Annotated in this window: 15 protein-coding genes; 7 read left to right on the top strand and 8 right to left on the bottom strand. The window is 71.4% G+C overall.

From position 1 onward, the window contains the following. Positions 1-185: glycosyltransferase (locus AC068D_RS35455; RefSeq protein ID WP_478827271.1), on the bottom strand; the 185-nt coding region annotated here is incomplete at its 3' end. A gap of 271 nt (positions 186-456) precedes the next feature. Between AC068D_RS35455 and AC068D_RS35450 the strand changes: the two genes are divergently transcribed. Then, the gene (locus tag AC068D_RS35450) at positions 457-1,236 is read left to right on the top strand and encodes a peptidylprolyl isomerase (RefSeq protein WP_478827270.1); all 780 of its coding nucleotides are present in this window, start codon (positions 457-459) and stop codon (positions 1,234-1,236) included. Positions 1,237-1,323: 87 nt separating this feature from the next. Here AC068D_RS35450 and AC068D_RS35445 read toward each other — a convergent pair whose 3' ends face one another. The 3 genes from AC068D_RS35445 to AC068D_RS35435 form a co-directional block, all read right to left on the bottom strand. Beyond that, entirely contained in the window at positions 1,324-2,784 is a 1,461-nt protein-coding gene (locus AC068D_RS35445; RefSeq protein ID WP_478827269.1) for a DUF2079 domain-containing protein, read from the bottom strand. A gap of 379 nt (positions 2,785-3,163) precedes the next feature. Continuing rightward, positions 3,164-3,865, bottom strand: a complete 702-nt coding sequence (locus tag AC068D_RS35440) for a sigma-70 family RNA polymerase sigma factor (RefSeq protein WP_478827268.1) — start codon at positions 3,863-3,865, stop codon at positions 3,164-3,166. Between the two features lie 137 nt (positions 3,866-4,002). Further along, positions 4,003-4,800, bottom strand: coding sequence for a hypothetical protein (locus AC068D_RS35435; protein WP_478827267.1), 798 nt, complete (start codon positions 4,798-4,800; stop codon positions 4,003-4,005). Positions 4,801-4,983: 183 nt separating this feature from the next. Between AC068D_RS35435 and AC068D_RS35430 the strand changes: the two genes are divergently transcribed. Continuing rightward, positions 4,984-6,198, top strand: coding sequence for an MFS transporter (locus AC068D_RS35430; RefSeq protein ID WP_478827266.1), 1,215 nt, complete (start codon positions 4,984-4,986; stop codon positions 6,196-6,198). Then, complete coding sequence (locus tag AC068D_RS35425) at positions 6,195-7,307, top strand: sugar ABC transporter permease (protein ID WP_478827265.1); 1,113 nt, start codon at positions 6,195-6,197, stop codon at positions 7,305-7,307. Before AC068D_RS35430 ends, AC068D_RS35425 begins: the two co-directional genes overlap by 4 nt. On the opposite strand, the gene AC068D_RS35420 is transcribed toward AC068D_RS35425, so the two are convergent. Then, entirely contained in the window at positions 7,294-8,514 is a 1,221-nt protein-coding gene (locus AC068D_RS35420) for an acyl-CoA dehydrogenase family protein (RefSeq protein WP_478827264.1), read from the bottom strand. The two genes, AC068D_RS35425 and AC068D_RS35420, sit on opposite strands and share 14 nt — an antisense overlap. A gap of 145 nt (positions 8,515-8,659) precedes the next feature. Here AC068D_RS35420 and AC068D_RS35415 point away from each other — a divergent pair, with 145 nt between their 5' ends. Then, the gene (locus tag AC068D_RS35415; protein ID WP_478827263.1) at positions 8,660-10,504 is read left to right on the top strand and encodes a CoA transferase; all 1,845 of its coding nucleotides are present in this window, start codon (positions 8,660-8,662) and stop codon (positions 10,502-10,504) included. Further along, the gene (locus tag AC068D_RS35410; protein WP_478827262.1) at positions 10,501-12,180 is read left to right on the top strand and encodes a class I adenylate-forming enzyme family protein; all 1,680 of its coding nucleotides are present in this window, start codon (positions 10,501-10,503) and stop codon (positions 12,178-12,180) included. Before AC068D_RS35415 ends, AC068D_RS35410 begins: the two co-directional genes overlap by 4 nt. 144 nt (positions 12,181-12,324) lie before the next feature. Here the strand turns inward: AC068D_RS35410 and AC068D_RS35405 are convergent, their stop codons facing one another. Genes AC068D_RS35405 through AC068D_RS35395 form a run of 3 tightly spaced genes read right to left on the bottom strand, consistent with a single transcriptional unit; the run spans position 12,325 to position 14,581 of the window. Then, a complete protein-coding gene (locus AC068D_RS35405; protein WP_478827261.1) occupies positions 12,325-13,128 on the bottom strand; it encodes a metal ABC transporter substrate-binding protein in 804 nt (267 codons plus the stop codon). Further along, complete coding sequence (locus AC068D_RS35400; RefSeq protein ID WP_478827260.1) at positions 13,086-13,949, bottom strand: metal ABC transporter permease; 864 nt, start codon at positions 13,947-13,949, stop codon at positions 13,086-13,088. The genes AC068D_RS35405 and AC068D_RS35400 overlap by 43 nt, the downstream gene beginning before the upstream one ends. Beyond that, positions 13,946-14,581, bottom strand: coding sequence for a metal ABC transporter ATP-binding protein (locus tag AC068D_RS35395; protein WP_478827259.1), 636 nt, complete (start codon positions 14,579-14,581; stop codon positions 13,946-13,948). Before AC068D_RS35395 ends, AC068D_RS35400 begins: the two co-directional genes overlap by 4 nt. A gap of 244 nt (positions 14,582-14,825) precedes the next feature. Between AC068D_RS35395 and AC068D_RS35390 the strand changes: the two genes are divergently transcribed. After that, positions 14,826-15,701 carry a universal stress protein gene (locus tag AC068D_RS35390; protein WP_478827272.1) on the top strand — a complete coding sequence of 292 codons (876 nt, stop codon included), beginning with the start codon at positions 14,826-14,828 and terminating at the stop codon, positions 15,699-15,701. Positions 15,702-15,968: 267 nt separating this feature from the next. Further along, a complete protein-coding gene (locus tag AC068D_RS35385) occupies positions 15,969-18,770 on the top strand; it encodes a helix-turn-helix transcriptional regulator (RefSeq protein WP_478827258.1) in 2,802 nt (933 codons plus the stop codon). Positions 18,771-19,051: the final 281 nt, after the last annotated feature.

Here is a 19,051-nt window from a genome sequence, read left to right as displayed (position 1 = left end):
ACCTGGGGGGTGGTGGTGGCCAGTTTCCGCAGGTGTTCGACGGTGCCGTCGCTGCTGCCGTCGTCGACGTAGCAGATCTCGTAGGGCTCGCCGGTCCGGTCCAGTGTGGTGACGAGGGCGGCGTGGAAAGTGCCGATCACCTCGCTCTCGTCGAAGCACGGCACGACGACCGAAATCACTCGCATTCCACCAGTGGAACATGATGGTCGTCCGGGCGCCGTCGGACGCGGTCCCGGCGTCGCGGCGAAGCCCCCTATGGCGTATTGATCGGATTGAGCACACGGGGCCGCCGGTTCGTCGCGGCGACAACGCCGCCGTCCGGCAGGAATCCGCTTCGGGGACAAGTGGGTGGACGGAAGAACCGACTTCGCGATGTGCCGTGGACGGCGCCGGAACGGCGTGTGTCGCCCAGTCCTTCCAAAGGTGCCTGGATACGCTCTCGGTGTCTCGTCACCCATGGAACTCACCAACATCGAGGATCGAATGTCCGTCAGGAACCGGCAAGGAAAGCTGAATACCGTCACCAAGGGCGGGGGGCGGGTGATGAAAGTGGCCACGACGGTGCTCGCAGTCGCCGCGACATGCTCGGGGCTGGCCTGGGCAGCAGTCTCCCTGACCAGCGAAAAGATCGACTCGAAGTCGCAGGCCGCATGCTCCTACACGCCGACCCGTGCGAAGAAGCCCGTCGGAGTTCCCGCATTCGACGCCGAGGCAGCTTCGCGGCCCTGGACAGCCACACTGGTCACTAATAAGGGAAGCGTCACTTTCGAGGCCCTGACCCGGGAAGCGCCCTGTGCCACCAACTCGTTCTCGTTCCTTGCCGGGAAGGGTTACTACGACGACAGCGAGTGCTACGAGGTCATCACCAAGCAGATCTTCGTATTGCAGTGCGGAGACCCCGAGGGAAGGGGCACGGCCGACCCGGGGTACTTCTTCGGAAAAGAGAATCTGGGTGGAGGCGGATATCCGGCGGGTACCGTGGCGATGTATCCGGCGGTGCCCGGCAGGAACGGTAGCCAGTTCTTCATCAGCTACGGCGACCCGGAGGTGCGCATTCCAGCCGCATGGACGGTCTTCGGCAGGGTCACGAGCGGGCTGGACGTGGTCAAGGAGATTGCCGGCAACGGGACTGCGACCGGAGCGGTCAGCGGGAAGCCCAAGGAGCGCGTCGTCATCAAGTCGGTGACGATCCGGCAGAAAGCGCCGACGGCGGGCGGGACCGTCCGGCACGGATGAACTTGATCACGGGGTACCGGTCGGATCTCCGGCCGGTACCCCGCTGCGTTCCTGCTGAATCCCCGGTGCGGCGCACCGGGCGTCCGATCAATTCCGCCGGTTGAGCAGGACGAAGCCCTCTTCCTCGGCCACCGTGTGGTATCCCTGGGTGCGCTCCCGGTCCAGGGAGATCCTTTCCTGCATGGCGTCCAGTGGCCAGCGCTTGTTCGCCGGCACCCGGGTGTCGACCATGATCCACTGGGGGCGGGGTCGACTGGCCTGCCAGCCGTACATGCTCACGCTGGTCCGGTCGGTGAGTTGGGGCACCAACTGGCTGGACGCCTGCACCGTGGCGCCGTCGGGGATGCGGGCCATCAGTCTGTGGGCGACCGCGATGCGGGGATCCTCCCGCCAGGTGGCCGGCTGCACCAACTGCCACAGCGGATACTGCGGAAGAAGCAGGAAGCTGACCGCGGCGGCACCCGCGAGATACCGGCGCAGACTCACTCCGCTCGAACGGCGGCGGACCAGCGCGTCGACGAAGGCCGCGAAGACGATCGGCATCAGCACCAGCGAATAGTGATAGGTGGTTCCCCAGTGGGACTCGTAGCCGGAGGCGAAGCGCCACAGAACGGTCGGCAGCGCGATCCAGAACAAGGGGGAGCGCAGAGCGAGGAACAGGGTCGGAGCCAGCACCAGCAACAGGGTGGTGACCTTGGTCTGCGGGGTGATGAGGCCGATGGTGACCATGTGCAGCAGATCGCCGAAGCCCCCACCGCCTCCGGGGCTGTCCAGCCAGGACGTATAGGCATAGGAACCACTCGGGCTGAAGGCCGGCAGCACGACCAGCATCGCCACCAGTGTTCCGGCCAGTCCGACCGCGGCAGTGACGATCCCCAGCCGGCGTTCCCCGCGCAGTGCGATGATGGCGCCGATCACGGCCACGGTGAGCCCGAGATCTTCCTTCACCAACACCAGAGGCATGGCCCAGCATGCCGCGGATCGCAGCCGGTCGTTCCCGAGAGAGGTCAGCGAGAACGCCAGCAGGGGAATGGCGAAGGCCACTTCATGGAAGTCGAAGCCGACCCCGCTCGCGATGCCCCAGGACAGGCCGTAACAAAGGCCGATGACCACAGCCGCCACGGAGCCGAGTGCCCGCCGCGCCCAGATGGTCAGCGGCATCGCACTCGCGGCGATCAGCGCGGCCTGCACCACGAGCAGACATTTGGGTGACGACCACAGTGCGTAAAGAGGGGCCACCAGAGCAAGAACGGGAGAGAAATGGTCCCCCAGAATGGGAAAGTCCGGTCCCTTCACTTCGGAGACCGGCAAATGACCGTCCGCGTAGGAGCGTACGGCCTGCTCGAAGATTCCCAGGTCGAAGCTGTTGGAGAGGATCCGTTCGTGGAGGCGCAGTGACAACAGCATGTAGGTGAAGAACAGCCCTCCCGCCAGGGCCCAGATCCACCACGCGACATCGGAGCGACTTTCCCGGATCGGCTCCTCGGCCGGTTCTTGCTCCGGGGCGGATTGTTCCGGCGGACGCATGGTGGTGGTGGGTGAATGCATGACTCTGCCTTCCGGAAGCTGAGGCTGAAGTCCTCAAGATGCCAGCAAGCTGCGGGACTTGACCCGGAGCCGTCTTCCGTGTGGTCAGATTCCACCGAATGGCCGCACACCAGACGCGTGGTGAAAAACAAACCGTACTGATCGTTTCAGAATGAGATCAGGCGCCGTCTCGGGTGCGCATGACCGGCCCTGGAGCGGTCAATGTGCCCCAGGGCCTCCAAGGGCCGTCCCGCAATCCCCGGGCGGGTGCGCGACGACAGCTGCGTGGCTCCACCGGCTACCGCCGGGAGGCACCCCACGCCGTGTTGCGGAATCGCCTGAATGCGCCCAGTACTGGTCCATCAGGAATTGCCGGACGACCCTTATCGTGACGCGGCCGTCAGGCAGTCGCGGTGATGTGCGCGATGCCCGCCCCGAGAGGGGCCCGGCACCGGCTCGGCCGGGGAGCCGGGGCCCCGGCCGCCGCCGCGACAGGCGTCTCGGGTGCCGTGAGGAGCGCGACGAGGGACGCGCGGGCACGGGCCACCCTGGAGCGGACCGTTCCGACCGGACAGCCGATGGCCTCTGCCGCTTCGGCGTAGGGCAGGCCCAGGAGTTGGGTCAGCACGAATGCGTCCCGGCGCTCCGGGGGAATCGTCGCGAGCAGTTCCGCGAGGGCGATTCCGTCGTCGAAGCCGGGCACATGGTGTGACTGGGCCTGCTCCGCCGCGATCTGCCAGTCGGTCCGTGCGGAGAGCCTCGGCCGGGCGGCCGCGTGGCGGAGGCTGTCCACCACGGTGCGGCGGGCGATCGAGAGCACCCATGTGCGGGCGGAGGAGCGGCCTTCGAACCGGTGGAGGCTGCCGAGCGCCCGGAGGAACACGTCCTGGGTGAGGTCGTCGGCTGACTGGGGGTCGGCACTGAGGTAGGCGACGTAGCGCCAGACATCGCGGTGCAGCGCGCGTACGAGTCCGTCGAGCGTGGTGGGGTCTCCGTCCCGGGCGGCGAGCGCCAGTCGGGTCACCGCGGCGTCGGAGTCAGGGGTGTGGCGTGACGGCGTGTGGCCGGCGGAAGTGTGCCGGGGAAACTGGGCATGGGGCATCGCCAGAGGTCCTTAGGGGAGTCCGGGCCGGCGTCGCACTGTGCGGGCGAGGCCGGTGAGTCGTACGGCCTGCCGAACGGCACGGCCGAGTCCGGTCGCGCGCGGTGGGACACCTCGTGCGACCGGACAACCAGCTGTCAGAGGACAGCGGCCCCGGGCGGTGGACCTCTTGAGGTGATGGCATGGATGAGGAGGAGCTGCGGCAGCGCACGGACCCGGTGGTCCCGGCGTGCCCGCACACGCGGCCGGTGCGGGGGCGCGGGCAGCAGGAACGTCAGCCGCAGCGGGGAGACGAACCAGCCGGCGAGTGCACGCAGCACGCGGAACGCGGCCCGCTCGCCGTGAGCGAGCCAGAGACCGCACAGCACTGCTGCCAGCAGGTGTGCGGCAAGCATCCCGGTCGCCGACATGTCGCCCACGTCGTGCCCGGTCATGGCTGTCGCGGCCGTCGGGCCTTCCGACGTGCTGCCGAGACCGTGATGACTGTGTACGGGAACGCGCGGCACGGTCATGTCGGCCGTCGCCGGCGGCAGCTGGTGCGCATGACCGGCCGGCGCAGCCCCGGGCACGGCCCGCAGAGCCCCCGCGGGGGCGGCGGCCATGGCTTCCGGCGACCCGCACAACAGGTACCGGGCCCATAACCGCGAGAACGACATGCCCGCCGGTACCGAGGGGTGCACGGACGTCTGGGCCAGGGAGAAGCCCGCGTGCAGAACCGCTTGCACGGCGACGGTCGCCGAGGTGACGACGAGGATCCCGCGTTCCCGGTCGGCGAGGACCCAGGCCGACGCTGTCGCGACTCCGAGTGCGGCAGGCATCGCCCACCAGGGGATCGCCGTCGCCGACATGAGGACGTGGCCGGTGGCCGCGAGCAGCACGCAGGTGGCTGCGAACACCGCAGCCCGTACGGCTCGACAACATCGTCCCGCAGTCATGACGCACTCATACTCGCACCACCTCCCCGCGGCGGCCACGGGCAGGTACGGACCGAGAAGGCCGACTCCTGCACCGCGCACCAGGTGTGGCACAGACCACAAGTGGCCCGGGGAACCCGCTACTTGAGCCGAACGACTCCCTGCCCGCACGGTCGACCATGCAGGCGGGGAATCGGAGGCACTGTGGCAGAGGGCACCGCGCCCGGCATTCCACCGGCAGTGACGAAACGGCGTACGGGACCGGGTCTCACCGCACTGCTCACCTGCGCCATGGCGTTCTCCATGCTCCAGTTGTTCCTGCTCGGCGCGCTCGGGCCGCGCCTCGTGGTCGAACCGGGTATCTCACCCGGCGTCCTCGGGCTGACGACGACGATCGGCTTCGGCACAGCGGCCGCGCTGTCCCCCGTGGGCGGACGTGTCGTCGACGGGATCGGTCCGCGCCGCGCCCTCGTCGCCCTGTTGCTGCTGTCCGCAGCGGCGCTCGCCCTCATCGGTGCCGCCCCGGGTGCCGGACTCCTGCTCGCGGCGGTCGCGCTCGGGGGAGTGCCTCAGGCACTCGCCAATCCGGCCACCAACAAGGCCGTTCTCGCCGCCGTTCCGCCGGTCCGGCGAGGCACCGTGATCGGGATGAAGCAGTCAGGTGTCCAACTGGGCGCGTTCGCGGCCGGACTGCCGCTCGTGGTGCTCGCAGGCGGCATCGGCTGGCGCGGCGCCGTGTGGACGGCCGCGGGCGCAGCGCTGCTGACCGGTCTGTGGGCGATGCGCGTACTGCCGCCCGACCCCCCGCCACCGGTGGCGGGCACGCACCCCTCGCCGGCGCTCCGGGGGCCCGTCGCGTGGCTCGGGGTGTTCTCGCTGTTGCTGGGCAGTGGAATCGCCTCGGTGAACACCTACCTCGCGCTCTACGGCACCCAGAAACTCGGGATGGGTCCCACGGCGGCCGGTGGGCTGGTGGCCGCCCTCGGTGTGGCGGGAATCGCCGGCCGGGTGGGGTGGTCGAAAGCGGCCAGGCCGGGGCGCGCCGAATGGCTGCCCGGGTGGCTCGCGGCCGGTGCGGTGGGAGCGGCGGGTCTCCTCGCCGTGGCGCTCACCGCGTCCGCGCTGGTGTGGGTCGGAGCCGTCGCCGTCGGTGTTTTCGCCGTCTCCGCCAACGCGGTCTCCATGGTCCTGGTCATGCAGCGCGCCGCTCCAGGCCGGGCAGGGCAGGAATCGGCACTGGTCGCCTCAGGCTTCTTCGCCGGATTCGCCGTGGGGCCACCGGTGTTCGGGCTGCTGGCGGAGAGCGGCCGTTACGGAGCCGGCTGGCTGGTCGTCGCCCTGGAGTTCGCCGCAGCGTGTGCGGTGGCTGTCGTCTGGGCCTTTCGGGACCGAGGGTGGCGCACGGGGCGGCCGGGGTGAGCCGGCAGGACATGGCCGGCCGGGCCCTGGAGGCGGTGATCGGCCGGGTGACCGCGACGGAGGCGGAAGTAGGCACGCGTTTCCCGCTGTTCGCGGATCCCACCGACGGTCGATGGGTGTCGACAGGGCGTGGTTCGTGGACGGGCGGCTTCTGGGCCGGGCTGCTCTGGCTCCGAGCCCGGTGGACCGCGGAAGAGGCCGACCGGGCCGCAGCGGTCGAGTGCACCGCACGGCTCGCGGCCTGGGCCGATGAGGACACCGTCACCCGTGGCCTGATCTTCTGGTACGGGACTGCTCTCTCGGCCGGGAACGAGCGGGCCCGTGAGCTCCGGGGCCGGGCCGCGATCGCCTCACTGGCGGCCATGGACCCCGAACTCGGCCTCGTACCCTGGGGATCGGCGCTGGGAGGGCCGCGTCTGCGCGCACGCGCGGATGGAGTGCCGGGCATGGTCCCCCTGCTGGCCACCGCCGGAACGGAAGGGGCGTCCGCCGCGGCGGAGCATCTGGGACGCCACCTCGACCTCTGCCTCGATGGCAGCAGTGCGTTCCGTGCCGAGAGCCGAGCGCAGGCCCCGCTGCTCCGGCCTGCCTGGCACTTCGAGCCGGGGACGGGCTGGCGGGCGTCGGAGAGCCCCCCGCCCGGCTGGAGCCGGGGCAGAGCCTGGCTGCTGCTGGCGGTCGCCGACGCGCTGCACCGTCCCCGGGTCGCCGGGCGGATGCCAGGCCGGCTCGCGGACGTGGCAGGGCAACTGATGTCCGACGGTACGGTTCTGACCGGACCTCTCGTGCCGCCCGCGGACGACTCCCGCCCGCAGGGGCCGCTGGACACGTCCGCCGCGGCGATCACCGCGGTTGCGCTGCTGAAGCTGGCCCGCCTGCCGGGCCCGGGTGCGGCGCAGTACTCGCACCGGGCCATGGCGATACTGGACCGGCTCATCCGTGTCCATCTGGCCGGGCGCGGCGAGGACCTGCCCGCCGGGGCGCTGCGCGACGGCTGCTACGACGCGGCACAGGGCACCGCCGTGCAGCACGAACTGATCTGGGGCGACTTCTTCCTGGCACTGGCCCTGGGTGCGCTCGGCGGACTCGTCGACATCACCGAGGTGTAGCGGTGGACTCCCGCCCGTAGCCGCGCAGGACCCTGCGTGCCACGGAGGTGATGTGCAGTTCGTCCGGCCCGTCGAGGATGCGGGCCGCCCGGCCGGTGCGGAACAGTGCGGGCAGTGCGGTGTCGGGGCCCAGCCCGGCGGCGCCGTGGACCTGGATGGCGGCGTCCGCCACCTGCTGGAGCATCCGGGCCGCCGCGACCTTGGCCAGGCCAGTCTCGGTGCGCGCGTCCCGCCCGGTGTCGAGGAGCGCCACGGCCTCGTACACCAGTGGACGGGTGGTGCGCAGGGCGAGCAGCGCGTCGAACACATGCTGCTGGACGAGTTGATGACCGGAGAGCGGGCCGTGTGTGCCGGTCCGTGTCGCGGCCCGCTCGCACATGAGGTCGAACGCCCGCCGGGCCTGGCCGAGCCACCGCAGACAACGCAGGGCGCGACCCCATTGCAGTCGTTCTCCGGCGATGGCGAGGGCCCGGCCGCGCTCACCGAGCAGATGACCGGCCGGCACGCGCACCTGGTCCAGGTCGATCTCCCACTGGCCGGAGGCACCGAGAACGGGCAGTTCGCGCACAAGGCGGAAACCCGGTGAACCGGTGGGCACCAGGAACAGGGAAAGCCCTTCACGGTCACCGACGTTCCCGTCGGTGCGGGCGAGAACGGTGACCAGATCGGCCTCGCCCGCCCCGGAGGTGAACCATTTGCGGCCGGTGACGGTCCAGCTCCCGTCCGTATGCTGCTCGGCTCCGGCAGCGGTCAGCAGCGGAGCGGTGCCCGGCACGTCCGGCTCGGTCATCGCGTAGCAGGCACGCAGTTCCCCGGACACCAGAGCCTTCAGATACCGCTCCCGCACCAGATCCCCGCCGTGCCGTGCGAGCATCCGGACGTCCAGCAGGGACGTGGAGCCCAGTGCCGACGGCCCGTGATCGCTGGCGCCTTCGGCCTCGGCGAGACCGGCGTACTCGCCGAGCGCCAGTCCGCCACCGCCCAGCTCCGAGGGCAGCGGCAACGCCCACAACCCCGCCGCCCTGGCCCGGCCCCGCAGTTCGCCCAGGGCAGCGGCACCCGCGGGCCCGCCGGCGTCCAGCACCGGCTCCTGCGGAATCACGTGTTCGCCGACGAACCGGGCGATCCGGTCCCGCAACTCCGTCCCGTTGCTGCCGTGTTGCGTGTGTCCGGTGGGTTCGGTGTGGTCCCTGTCCCGACTCGTCACTTGCTACCTCCGGTGTTCCGGGAACCCGCACGAACGGCTGTCCGACTGCCTGCTACGTGGAACTGGTCGGGTGCGAAGGCTCCCGGGTTCCCGCGTTCGTACGAGCCCGGGCGACGGCCGCTGCCGTTGCCAGGAGAGGAGAGGCATGGCGTCACCAGTCACCATGCGGACGGTCCGGCCACTCGACACACTGCGCTTCGGCGCATCGGGGCCGCCGGAGATCATGAGTGTCGTGTCCCGGCATCTGCGGCTCCTCGGTGCACGGCCGGACGGAAACATTCCGGGGGGCACCACTTCGGAGGAGGCCGATCCGGTGCGGACCGCCGGAGCCGACCGCGGCGGAACCGCGCCGGCCGGGTCCCTCGCCGGGCACACCGTGCTGACCGGCGGTGGCTTCCAGCCGGCCGGCGCACACACGGCGTGGGCCGCCGACGGTACGGGGGTCAGCGATGAGGCAACCGTTCAGGCCGCCACCGGCATCATGGCCGTGCACGGGCGGCGTGACGGTTCACCACGAGGCCTGGCGGCCGACTTCACGGCCACGGCCACGGCCGTCCTCACCGTGCAGGGCCTGCTCGCAGGGCTCCTGGCGCAGGCCCGTGGCGGCGCCCCCGCCCAGGTGATCACCCGGGCCGATCATGCGGGGCTCCTCACGGTCTCCCAGTACCTGGCCGCCGCCGGGGCCGAGGAGGACGAGGCGGTCGACATCGCCCCCGGTGGACCGCCGTTCACCTCCGCCGACGGAGTGCTGTTCGAACTCGAGACCCTGGACCCTGCGGCATGGGCCGCGTTCTGGCGTGCCCTGAACACACCCGCGGACGCAGTGCGGGGCGGCTGGCGGCCCTTCCAGTTCCGGTACGCCACGGCCTGCGCACCCCTGCCGCCGATGCTGCACACCACGGCGCGGACACACCCCTATGTGCGGATCCGGCAGGCCGCGACGGCCTCGGGAGCCCAGGTGTGCGTCCTGCGTACGATCGCCGAAAGGGCCGTGGAACACGACGGCGCCGCCCCGTGGTCCCTGGGCCTGCTCCGGCCCTGTGTGAGCGAAGGTACGCGTCCGTCCGGCCGCACGGGCCCCCTCGCGGGACTGACCGTGCTGGAGGCGGGACGCCGTATCCAGGCGCCGCTCGCCGCTCATCTGCTCGGGCTGCTCGGCGCCGATGTCATCCGCGTCGAGCCGCCGGGCGGCGATCCGCTGCGTGGCATGCCACCCGCCTGTTCCGGCATCTCGGCCCGCTGGCTCGCCCTCAACCGGGGCAAGCGGGCGGTGGAGGTCGACATCAAGTCGGCCGCCGGCCGGCGCCGGCTTCGGGACATGGCCGCGCAGGCCGATGTGTTCCTGCACAACTGGGCGCCGGGCAAGGCCGCAGAACTCGGCCTGGACGCGGAGGATCTCGCCGCGGTCAATCCCGCACTGGTCCACGCATACACCAGCGGCTGGGCCGGACGGCTCGTCGATGTCCCCATGGGAACCGACTTCATGGTCCAGGCCCGCACCGGCGTGGGCGAAGCGGTGCGTCCGGACGGCGAACCGCCCGCGCCCTCCCTGATGACCCTGCTCGACGTCATGGGCGGGCTGCTCGGCGCCGAGGCGGTACTGGCAGGTCTGCTGCTACGGGAACGCAGCGGCCACGGCGTACAGGTGGACTCCTCGCTGCTGGGCGCGGCCGACACGCTGACCGGATCAGCCTTCGGCCGGGCGGCCCGAGGAGAGTCCGCACGACGGCCTGCGGGTTTCCGGCGCCCTTCGCCCACGGCGGACGGCTGGATCTGCGCGAGCGACGACTGCGCCGCCGCAGCGGCGACGTACGACCTGCGCGGCCTGTCCACGGACGACGCCCTGCGGAGGTTGCGAGCCCAGGGCCTGACCGCGACCCGCGTCACCACCGAACTGTCCGAGCTGCACCACGATCCGCGCTTCGCAGGATCGATCAGCCGCGACGAGCACGGCGCCCCCGCCGTCCCCGACCCCTGGAGCTTCGCATGAGCGTCGAACTGCACGACCTGTTGCCTGCCGGGCTCCGCCGGTCCTGGGTGGTCGACGGCACCTGCCCGGACCTCGACATCTACAGTCTCTTCCGTGCACGCCAGGTCGCGGACCTGCACCGCACGGCCGTTCTCGATGTCAGGGGAAAACTCTGCTACACCGCCCTGGACCGCAAGGTCCGGAGTCTGGCGACCGGCCTCGGAGATCTCGGCATCGGCCCGGGTGACGTGGTGGGCGTCCAACTCCCCAACAACCGCAACGCAGTGATCGCCGACCTGGCACTCGCCGCGCTCGGCGCCATCGCCCTGCCCTTCCCCGTCGGCAGAGGCGGCCTCGAGGCCGAGTGCCTGCTCCGGCGGGCGGGCGCGGTCGCCGTCATCGCCGCGGTCGAACACCGCGGCTCGAGCCCCGCGGCCGATCTGGTCACCCTCTCGCCGGGACTTCCCACGCTGCGGCACATCATCGCCGCCGGGCCCGGAACGACTCCTGCGGAAACGGTTCCCCTGGCCGGCCTGCTGCGCTGCGACCCGACCGGTTTCGTCCCGGCCCGACCCGACCCCGACAGCGCGGCCCGCATCCTTGTGTCCTCCGGTTCGGAGGCCGAGCCGAAGATGGTCGCGTACTCGCACAATGCGCTGGCGGGCGGGCGTGGCAACTTCCTGCGCTCCCTCATCCCCGACGGCTCCCCGCCGCGCTGCCTCTTCCTGGTGCCGCTGGCCTCCGCGTTCGGTTCGAACGGAACCGCCGTCGCCCTTGCCCGGCACGGCGGGACACTCGTCCTGCTCGACCACTTCACCCCGGAATCCGCCCTCGCGGCGGTCCGGGAACACCGGCCGACCCATGTCCTCGGCGTGCCCACCATGGTGCGGATGATGCTCGAACGCCTCGACGACGACGGGGGAAAGCTGCCCGCACCCACTGCTCTGGTTCTCGGCGGAGCCCCGCTCGACGAGAGCACCGCGGCCGCCGCGGCCGAGGCGTTCGGATGTCCGGTCGTCAACCTCTACGGGTCCGCGGACGGCGTCAACTGCCATACGGGACTGGACAGCAGGACCCCGCCCACCGGGGGCTCCGGTGTGGTGGCCGGCCGGCCCGACCCATGCGTCGCCGACATCCGCATCACGGACACGGAGACCGGTGCGGAACTACCGGACGGCCGCATCGGTGAGATCGTCGCGCGTGGCCCCATGACCCCCCTGTGCTATGTGGGCGCCCCAGAGCTCGATGCCCGCTACCGCACTGCAGACGGCTGGGTGCGGACCGGCGACCTCGGCTTCCTCGACGAGGACGGGGTACTGCACCTCGTCGGGCGCCTCAAGGACGTCGTCATACGCGGCGGAGCCAACATCAGCCCGGCTGAGGTGGAGCGCGAGATCGCCGCGCACCCCCTGGTGCGTGACGTCGTGTGCGTCGGTGTGCCGGACGAGCTCATGGGGGAGCGCCTCGCGGCCTGCGTGGTGGCGCGTGCCGGCGACGTACCGACGCTGGCATCGCTGTGCGACCACCTCACCCGGCGCGGGCTCGAGCGGCGCAAGCATCCCGAACACCTGCTCGTGATGGCCGAGTTCCCGCTGAGCCCGGCCGGCAAGCCGGACCGGGCCGCCCTGCGTGAGCGGGCGACCGGGTGCACGCCCGTGGGCCGGGGCACCACGGCGCCGCTCGCCCAGGCCGGCTGACGGCACAAGCGCCAAAAGAGGCAGGGGCCCGCAGAGCGGTAGTGAACCGCTCTGCGGGCCCCTGCCGTTCCGGCTGCCCCGGGGGGTGTGCGCGATCCTGCCTGCCCCGATGCGTGTCCGGCCCGGTCGTGCGGGACGCCGGGTTCAGGAACCGGCCATGGCCTTCCTCAGCGCGGCCGCCGCATCGCGGTAGACCGGCAGCAGGTCGAGGTCGTCCCCCGGGTAGTTGGCGATCCGCACCTGCCTGGCGCCCGAATCCGGCAGGACGGTCCCGGTCGACATATGGGCGTTGTCGATGACCAGCGCGGGCCTCTTCTTCGACAGCTCGGCGAGCTGAGCCGGCGTCACCGCCTCCGGTCCGTAAGTGCCCGCCACCGTGGCGCCTGCGAGCTTCGCCGCCCAGGCGGTGAACACCTGGGCGACGACGTTCGGGCTCCTCCCGCCCGGCCATGCGGCCTTGAGTTCCTTCGACAGCTTTGCGTACTCGCTGTCGAAGCTGCTGTTCCACTTCGCCGCCGCATCCTGAGTGCCGAACAGTTTGCCGAGCCTGGTCACCTCCGCCTTCACCTTGTCGGCGTCGTTGTCGAGGTTCACCTCGACCAGCCGGGCCTCGGAGCCCGCGGCCTCCTTGATCTTCGCGGCGTACGGTTCGAACGGCGCGTACAGAACGAAGTCGGCACCGGCGACAGCCGCCAGGTCGGAGGGCTTCGGGTCGTAGTCGGGCGCATGGTGCACGGAACGGGGCACGATGACCTTCACGTCCTCGGCGCCGGCGGCCTCGGCGAAGGCGCCCTCCCAAGTGGTGGTGGCGACGACCACCGGCTTGTCCCTCTTGTCGTCGCCGCCGCTCCGAGTCGCGGAACCGCCGGTACCACCGCAGCCGGCGGTCAGGAACAGGGCCGCGCTCAGTGCGACGAGGGAAGTGATGCGGACGCGGATGCGCGCCATGGACTGGTTCTCCGTTCAGGTACGAGATGGACGGCGAGGACGGCTGCCCCCGCAGTCAGGACGAGGACCGGGCCGGGTGGCCAGTCCAGCCGCAGGGCGATCAGGAACCCCGTCAGATTCACGACGACACCGATGCCGACGGCCCACAGGGTGATCGACTTGAGTGAGCTGCCCAGGCGGCGGGCCGCGAGTGCGGGCAGCAGGGTCAGCGCGTCGACGAGCAGTGCACCGGTCAGCTTGATGGCCCCGGCGACCGACACGGCGACGCACACCAGCAGCAGCACGGTCAGGCCCCGGACCGGTACGCCCGAGCACTGCGCGAGTTCGCGGTCGTGGAGCAGCAGGGCCAGATCCCGCCGCCGCCACAGGAACACACCCGGTACGGCGACGGCCAGGACCCCGAGCACGATCAGATCCGCGGTGCCCACGGAGAGGATGGATCCCCACAGGAGTGCGAACGCCCCGGAGGCGTTCACCCCGGACACCGAGAGGACGAGCAGCGCGGCAGCGATGGCCAGGCTCATCAGCAGCCCCATCGCTCCGGACAACCCGTCCGGAGTACGCGCCAGCGGGGCGACCCCAGCGCCGGACAGGGCGCAGGCCACCAGTGCACACAGCATCGGATCGAGGCCGGCCAGCAGGCCGATCGCGATACCCAGCAGGGCGACGTGCATCATCGCGAACCGCACCGGCATGATGTCCAGGCCCACGATCACCACACCGATCACGGGCAGACCGGCCGCGGCGAGCAGGAGCGCGAAACCGGCCCGCTGCACGGGCACCAGTTGCAGGAGTTCACCGACATCGGCGGCCAGATTCACCGGACCTCCCGCAGACGCCCCGCGGCCATCTCCAGCACCCGGTCGCACCGCTTCGCGAGGGCCCGGTCATGGGTCACCACCACCAGGGTGGCCGGGAGCGCGGCCAGGACGTCCGCCGCCTCCTCCTGACCGCCGAAGTCGAGCGCGGCAGTGGGCTCGTCGGCCAGCAGCACCCCGGCCCCGGCGGCGACGCAGCCGATCGCCCTCGCGAGATACATGCGCTGCAACTGACCACCCGAAAGGGTGTCCAGCGGCCGTCCGCACAGTGCTCCCACCCCCAGCCGCTCCGCCGCCTGCCGGGCCTCGGCCGGTGCGGTGCTGCTGGCCAGCAGCTCTGCGCCGAGGAGGGGGAACCGTCCCGCCGCCGGCTTCTGCGGGATCCAGGCGCAGGCCTTCCGCCGCCATGCCCGGTCGGCCGCCGAGCGGGTCCCGCGGCCACCGACCAGGATGGTGCCGCTCACCTGTGGGTGCAGGCCCAGAAGGGCACGGAGCAGAGTGGTCTTGCCGGAGCCGTTGGTTCCGGTCAGCGCCACGCGCTCACCGGCTGCGATCTCCAGATTCACGCCGTGGACGGCGTCGACCCGGCCGTGACGGCAGACGACCTCCCGCATGCGTACATCAAGCCCGCCCATCACACGCCTCTCTGCCCGCCGGCCCGGTGTGGGTGCCGCCGGATCCGCAGCCCTCCCACGCGGCAGTAGTCGGACGCTGCGTGCGGGGAGTTCCCGGGAGCCGCCGGCCGATTCCGGCCGGCACAGGAGCGTGAGCCGAACGCCGCACAGCGGTGGACCGCCACTCGCGAAGTCACCGCCCAGGTGCGACGGTGACGGAGTGCCCCTTCGGGCGGTCGGAGGAAGAAGAAAGGCGGTGGGGACGATGGAGCGGCCCCTGGTCGTGGGTATCGACGGCTCCGACTCCAGCCTCCAGGCGGTGGACTGGGCCGTGGACGAGGCCGCGCTCCACGGCCTTCCGCTGCGCCTGGTGTATGCGTCCAGATGGGAGCGGTACGAGGGCGCCCTGCCGGTGGACAGTTCCGACCGCCCCTCGGAGCAGGAACTCATCGACGCCCTTGTCCGTACTGCGCTCGAGCGGGCACGCGGCCGCAACTCCCGGGTCGGGCTCGTCACCGAGGTCCTTGCGGAGGACACCGTGACCGCGTTGGTGAACGAGAGCCTTCACGCCGCGATGCTGGTCATGGGGTCGCGAGGCAGGGGAGGGCTCACGGGTCTGCTGCTGGGATCGGTCTCGCTGGGTGTGGCGGCGCGGGCCCACTGCCCGGTGATCGTGGTGCGGGGGGACGGAACGGGTCGGGAAGGCGGCCACCGGCGCGTCCTGCTGGGTGTCGCCGATGCGGGTGAAGGATCGGACGCCATCCGGTTCGCCTTCCGGGAGGCGGGGGCACGGGGCTGCGAACTGGACGTGGTCCGGGCATGGCGCCGTACGGTCGGCGAGGCCGTGAGCCACCCCCGGTCGGCCGGCGGCTCCGGGCAGGAGCACCGGGATGCGGCGGCCACCCGTATCGACGAGGCCGTCGCCGACGACGCACGGGAGCACCCCGGGGTCGCCCTGCGCCGCTCCGCCGTGGAAGGCGCCGCGCACAAGGTCCTTGTGCAGCGCTCCGCCGCGGCGGACCTGGTGGTCGTCGGTGCGCGACGCAGACAAGGGCACTTCGGGCTCCAGCTCGGCAGAGTGGCGCACGCGGTGCTCCATCACAGTGAATGTCCCGTCGCCGTGGTGCCGCAGTCGGCATGACGCAGCACGGATCGCCGGACCAGGCACGGCGCCGACATGCCGAGGCGGACGACCGGATCCGGCCGGTCCGCCCCAGGGCCTGCCGACCGTCCGTCGACAGAGCTCCCGCTCCTGCGGTTTCCATCCCACATCCTGAGAGATGACCGCACCCGCCACTACGGAGCGTCATACTCAGGCCCAAGAAGCACAAAGAAATACGGCGAGTGCACAGCTCCACGACCGACCGACGTGGGACGTGGAGTCGCAGCAGGACACGGGGCAACGGCAGTGCTGAACGGACGACGACGAGAACTTGCCGCACTGGGCGAGCTGATGCAGTTCACCGCGCCTGGAACAGCGGTGATCGTGCGTGGCGACCGCGGCATGGGCAAGAGCGAGTTGCTGCGCCATGTGCTGCACCGGGCCAGGACGGACGGGCACCTCGTCCTCCGGGCGACGGCCGACGCGCTCGACCCGCCGGCCGCGTCAGGCCTCGTCCACCAGCTGCTCGAACACGCTGCCGAGCAGGGGCTGGGTGAGGGCGTCACCGCGGCCATCGCCGACCACGACGCCCCGTACCGCGCCGCAGCCGCACTCGCCCGTGCCACCGAGGGCCGCGTCGTCCTGGGCATCGACGACATCCAATGGGCCGACACGGCTTCGCTCCAGTGGCTGGGCAGGCTGCTCCGTCGGCTCGACGGTCTGCGGATCACCGTCGTCGCCACCATTGGTCCGGGGAACCCGGGTCACAATGCGCACGGCATCGGCATGTTGCTGCCGCTCTTCCGGCATCGCATCTGGCTCACTCCGCTCGGCGACGCGGACGTCGGAGAACTGGCCGCAGCGATGCTCGGTACCGAGCCCGAACCGGAATTCGTCACGGCCTGCCGTGCCGCCACGGGTGGTATTCCCGCCCTGGTGCACACCCTGCTCAGGTCGCTGCGTGCGCACGGCACGGCGCCGGACGCGGCGACCGCCGCCGACCTCGCCCGCCACGTGCCCGCAGAGCTGGGCCGCACCACGCATGCCCTGCTGCGCGGAGCCGGTCCGGAGGCGGTCGCCGTGGCCGAGGCGGCGGCGGTCCTGGCCGGTCCCTCGCTCCGGGCCGCAGACCCGCCGGACGGCTCTCCCGGTGCGTTTGCCGGCCGCCGACCCGTCGGCGTTCTCCTTCCTGCCGCCGATCTGCTGGCCCACGCCACGGAATTGCCCCAGCTGGCCGTCGAGGACAGCCTGCACCTGCTCGTCGGCACCGGACTCCTCTGCCGTACCGAGGAAGGCATCGCCTTCGGCTGCCCCGTTCTCGCCGTGGCCACGGCCAATGAGGTGCTGCCCAGCCGCCGTCAGGAACTCCACGCCCGCGCGGCGCGGTCGCTGATCGACCGGGGCGCCGCCTGGGACACCGTCACCCCTCACCTGCTGAACGGACCACCGGGCCAGCACTGGGCGATCGAGGCCCTGCTCAGCGCCGCCGACGACGCCATGGCCAGGGGCGACCGCTCGGCCGCCCTCGGCTGTCTGCGGCGGGCCCTGCGCGAACCCCTCCCCGAGCGGATCAGGGCCCAGGTCCTCGCCTCCCTCGGGGAGGCCGAACTCGCGCGCTGCGTGCCCACCGCGGTGCACAGCCTCCGGCAGAGTCTGGATCTTGCCACCGCCCCGGGCGAACTGGCTGCGGCGGCACGTGCGTTGTCCGCCGCACTGTTCACGCTGGACCGCTATCCCGAAGGACTCGACACGCTGCAGCACGCTGCCGAGCGGATCCGCCCGGCCGGCCCGGTGGAGGCACTCCGGCTGGAGATCGACCTGGTCTACGCCCAGCTCAGCCGCGCCAGTACGGCGGACATGGCGATACCCAGGCTGATGGCCATGGACCTGGCCGAGGCGGAGGGCAGTCCCGTTCAACGGCCGCTGGCCGCACTGCTCTCACTGCGCTCGATCATGGAGGCCGGCAGTCCGGAGCATGCCGTCGACCATGCCCGGCGGGCCCTGACCGACGGTGTCTGTCCGGAGGGCGACGAATCGTTCGTCTACACGGGAGCGGTGCTGGCACTGGCCGCTTCCGGACGCTCGGATCTCGCTCTCGCGCGGGTCGACGCGAGTATCGACGCGGTCCATGCACGGGGGTCCGCACTCGGCTACGCGTACGTCCGCACGCTGCGCGCCGGCGTCAACTACCGTCTCGGCAACGTACCCGCATGCGAGGCCGACGCCCGGACCGCCATCGAGGCCCTGCGGGGCATCGGCGCCGGCCCGACCACCAGCCACAGCGTCGCCATGCTGACGGACGCACTGGTCAAACAGGGCCGCCCCGAAGAGGCGGACCAACTGCTCGTGGTCCACGGGCTCACCGGCCGACTCAATGAGCACTGGAACAACGACTTCACCGCACTGGTCCGCGGCCGGCTGAGGATCGCCCAGGGCCGGGTGCGGGAGGGCCTCGCCGACCTGCTCCACGCGGGAGAACGTGCCGGGGCCCGTCGGATGGCCTCACCTGCCGTGCTGCCCTGGCGTTCGGAGGCGGCGCTCGCCCATGCCGCTGTCGGCGAACTCGAGCAGGCGCGGGCGCTGGCGGAGCAGGAGGTCTCCCTCGCCCGGGAGTGGGGCGTGCCGGAGTTCATGGGCGTGGCACTGCGGGCCCTCGGGCTCATCACCGGGGGCGCGGCAGGGGTCGCTGTGCTGCGTGAGTCCGTCCAACTGCTGGAGACGTCGACCGCGCGCCTCGCGTACGCCCAGGCGCTGGCCGACTGTGGGGCGCTGGTGCGGCGGACCGGGCAGCCTTCGGCGGCTCGGAGCCTTCTGCGACAAGCCGTGGGCGTCGCGGGGGAGTGCGGGGCGACTGTCACGGCCCGGTACGCCGAGGACGAACTCAGGGCCGGGGGCTACCGGCCGGAATCCCCCGCGCCGGACGGGGCGGAGGCGCTGACCCGCTCGGAGCGCCGGGTCGCGGGTCTGGCCGCCGAGGGCCTCACCAACAAGGAGATCGCCGCTCGGCTCTTCGTCGGCCTGCGCACCGTCGAGATCCATCTCAGCAAGGCGTACCACAAGCTGGGTATCAGCGGCCGGGCAGGGCTGGCGGAAGCACTGACGGCGTAGGCCGGTGTGCCCGGGGCAGGGCACGGCGGACACGGGACTCGTGCAGCAGGGAAACGGTGGCCGGGACCCAACGGGAAGCGGGCATGAGAATGCCGGGCAGTGGAGGAGGGTCACTGCCCGGCATTCCGTTTGCGGGTCCACCCCGCTTGTTCCGGGGCGGGTACCGACGACCTGAATCCTCGTCCCGGGGTCAGTCGTTGGGGGGTGTGGTGGGGAGTTTGGATTGGATGAGGTTCATGACGGAGGTGTCGGTGAGGGTGGTGATGTCGCCGAGTTGGCGG

The sequence above is a fragment of the Streptomyces sp. NPDC043861 genome, assembly GCF_056435905.1.
This window is presented reverse-complemented; position numbering and strand designations above follow the sequence as displayed.

Coding starts and splice junctions, on each gene's coding strand:
- AC068D_RS35435 (WP_478827267.1), bottom strand. CDS start 4,800: ATGACTGCGGGACGATGTTGTCGAGCCGTACGGGCTGCGGTGTTCGCA.
- AC068D_RS35445 (WP_478827269.1), bottom strand. CDS start 2,784: ATGCATTCACCCACCACCACCATGCGTCCGCCGGAACAATCCGCCCCG.
- AC068D_RS35390 (WP_478827272.1), top strand. CDS start 14,826: ATGGAGCGGCCCCTGGTCGTGGGTATCGACGGCTCCGACTCCAGCCTC.
- AC068D_RS35395 (WP_478827259.1), bottom strand. CDS start 14,581: ATGGGCGGGCTTGATGTACGCATGCGGGAGGTCGTCTGCCGTCACGGC.
- AC068D_RS35405 (WP_478827261.1), bottom strand. CDS start 13,128: ATGGCGCGCATCCGCGTCCGCATCACTTCCCTCGTCGCACTGAGCGCG.
- AC068D_RS35450 (WP_478827270.1), top strand. CDS start 457: ATGGAACTCACCAACATCGAGGATCGAATGTCCGTCAGGAACCGGCAA.
- AC068D_RS35440 (WP_478827268.1), bottom strand. CDS start 3,865: ATGCCCCATGCCCAGTTTCCCCGGCACACTTCCGCCGGCCACACGCCG.
- AC068D_RS35415 (WP_478827263.1), top strand. CDS start 8,660: ATGGCGTCACCAGTCACCATGCGGACGGTCCGGCCACTCGACACACTG.
- AC068D_RS35410 (WP_478827262.1), top strand. CDS start 10,501: ATGAGCGTCGAACTGCACGACCTGTTGCCTGCCGGGCTCCGCCGGTCC.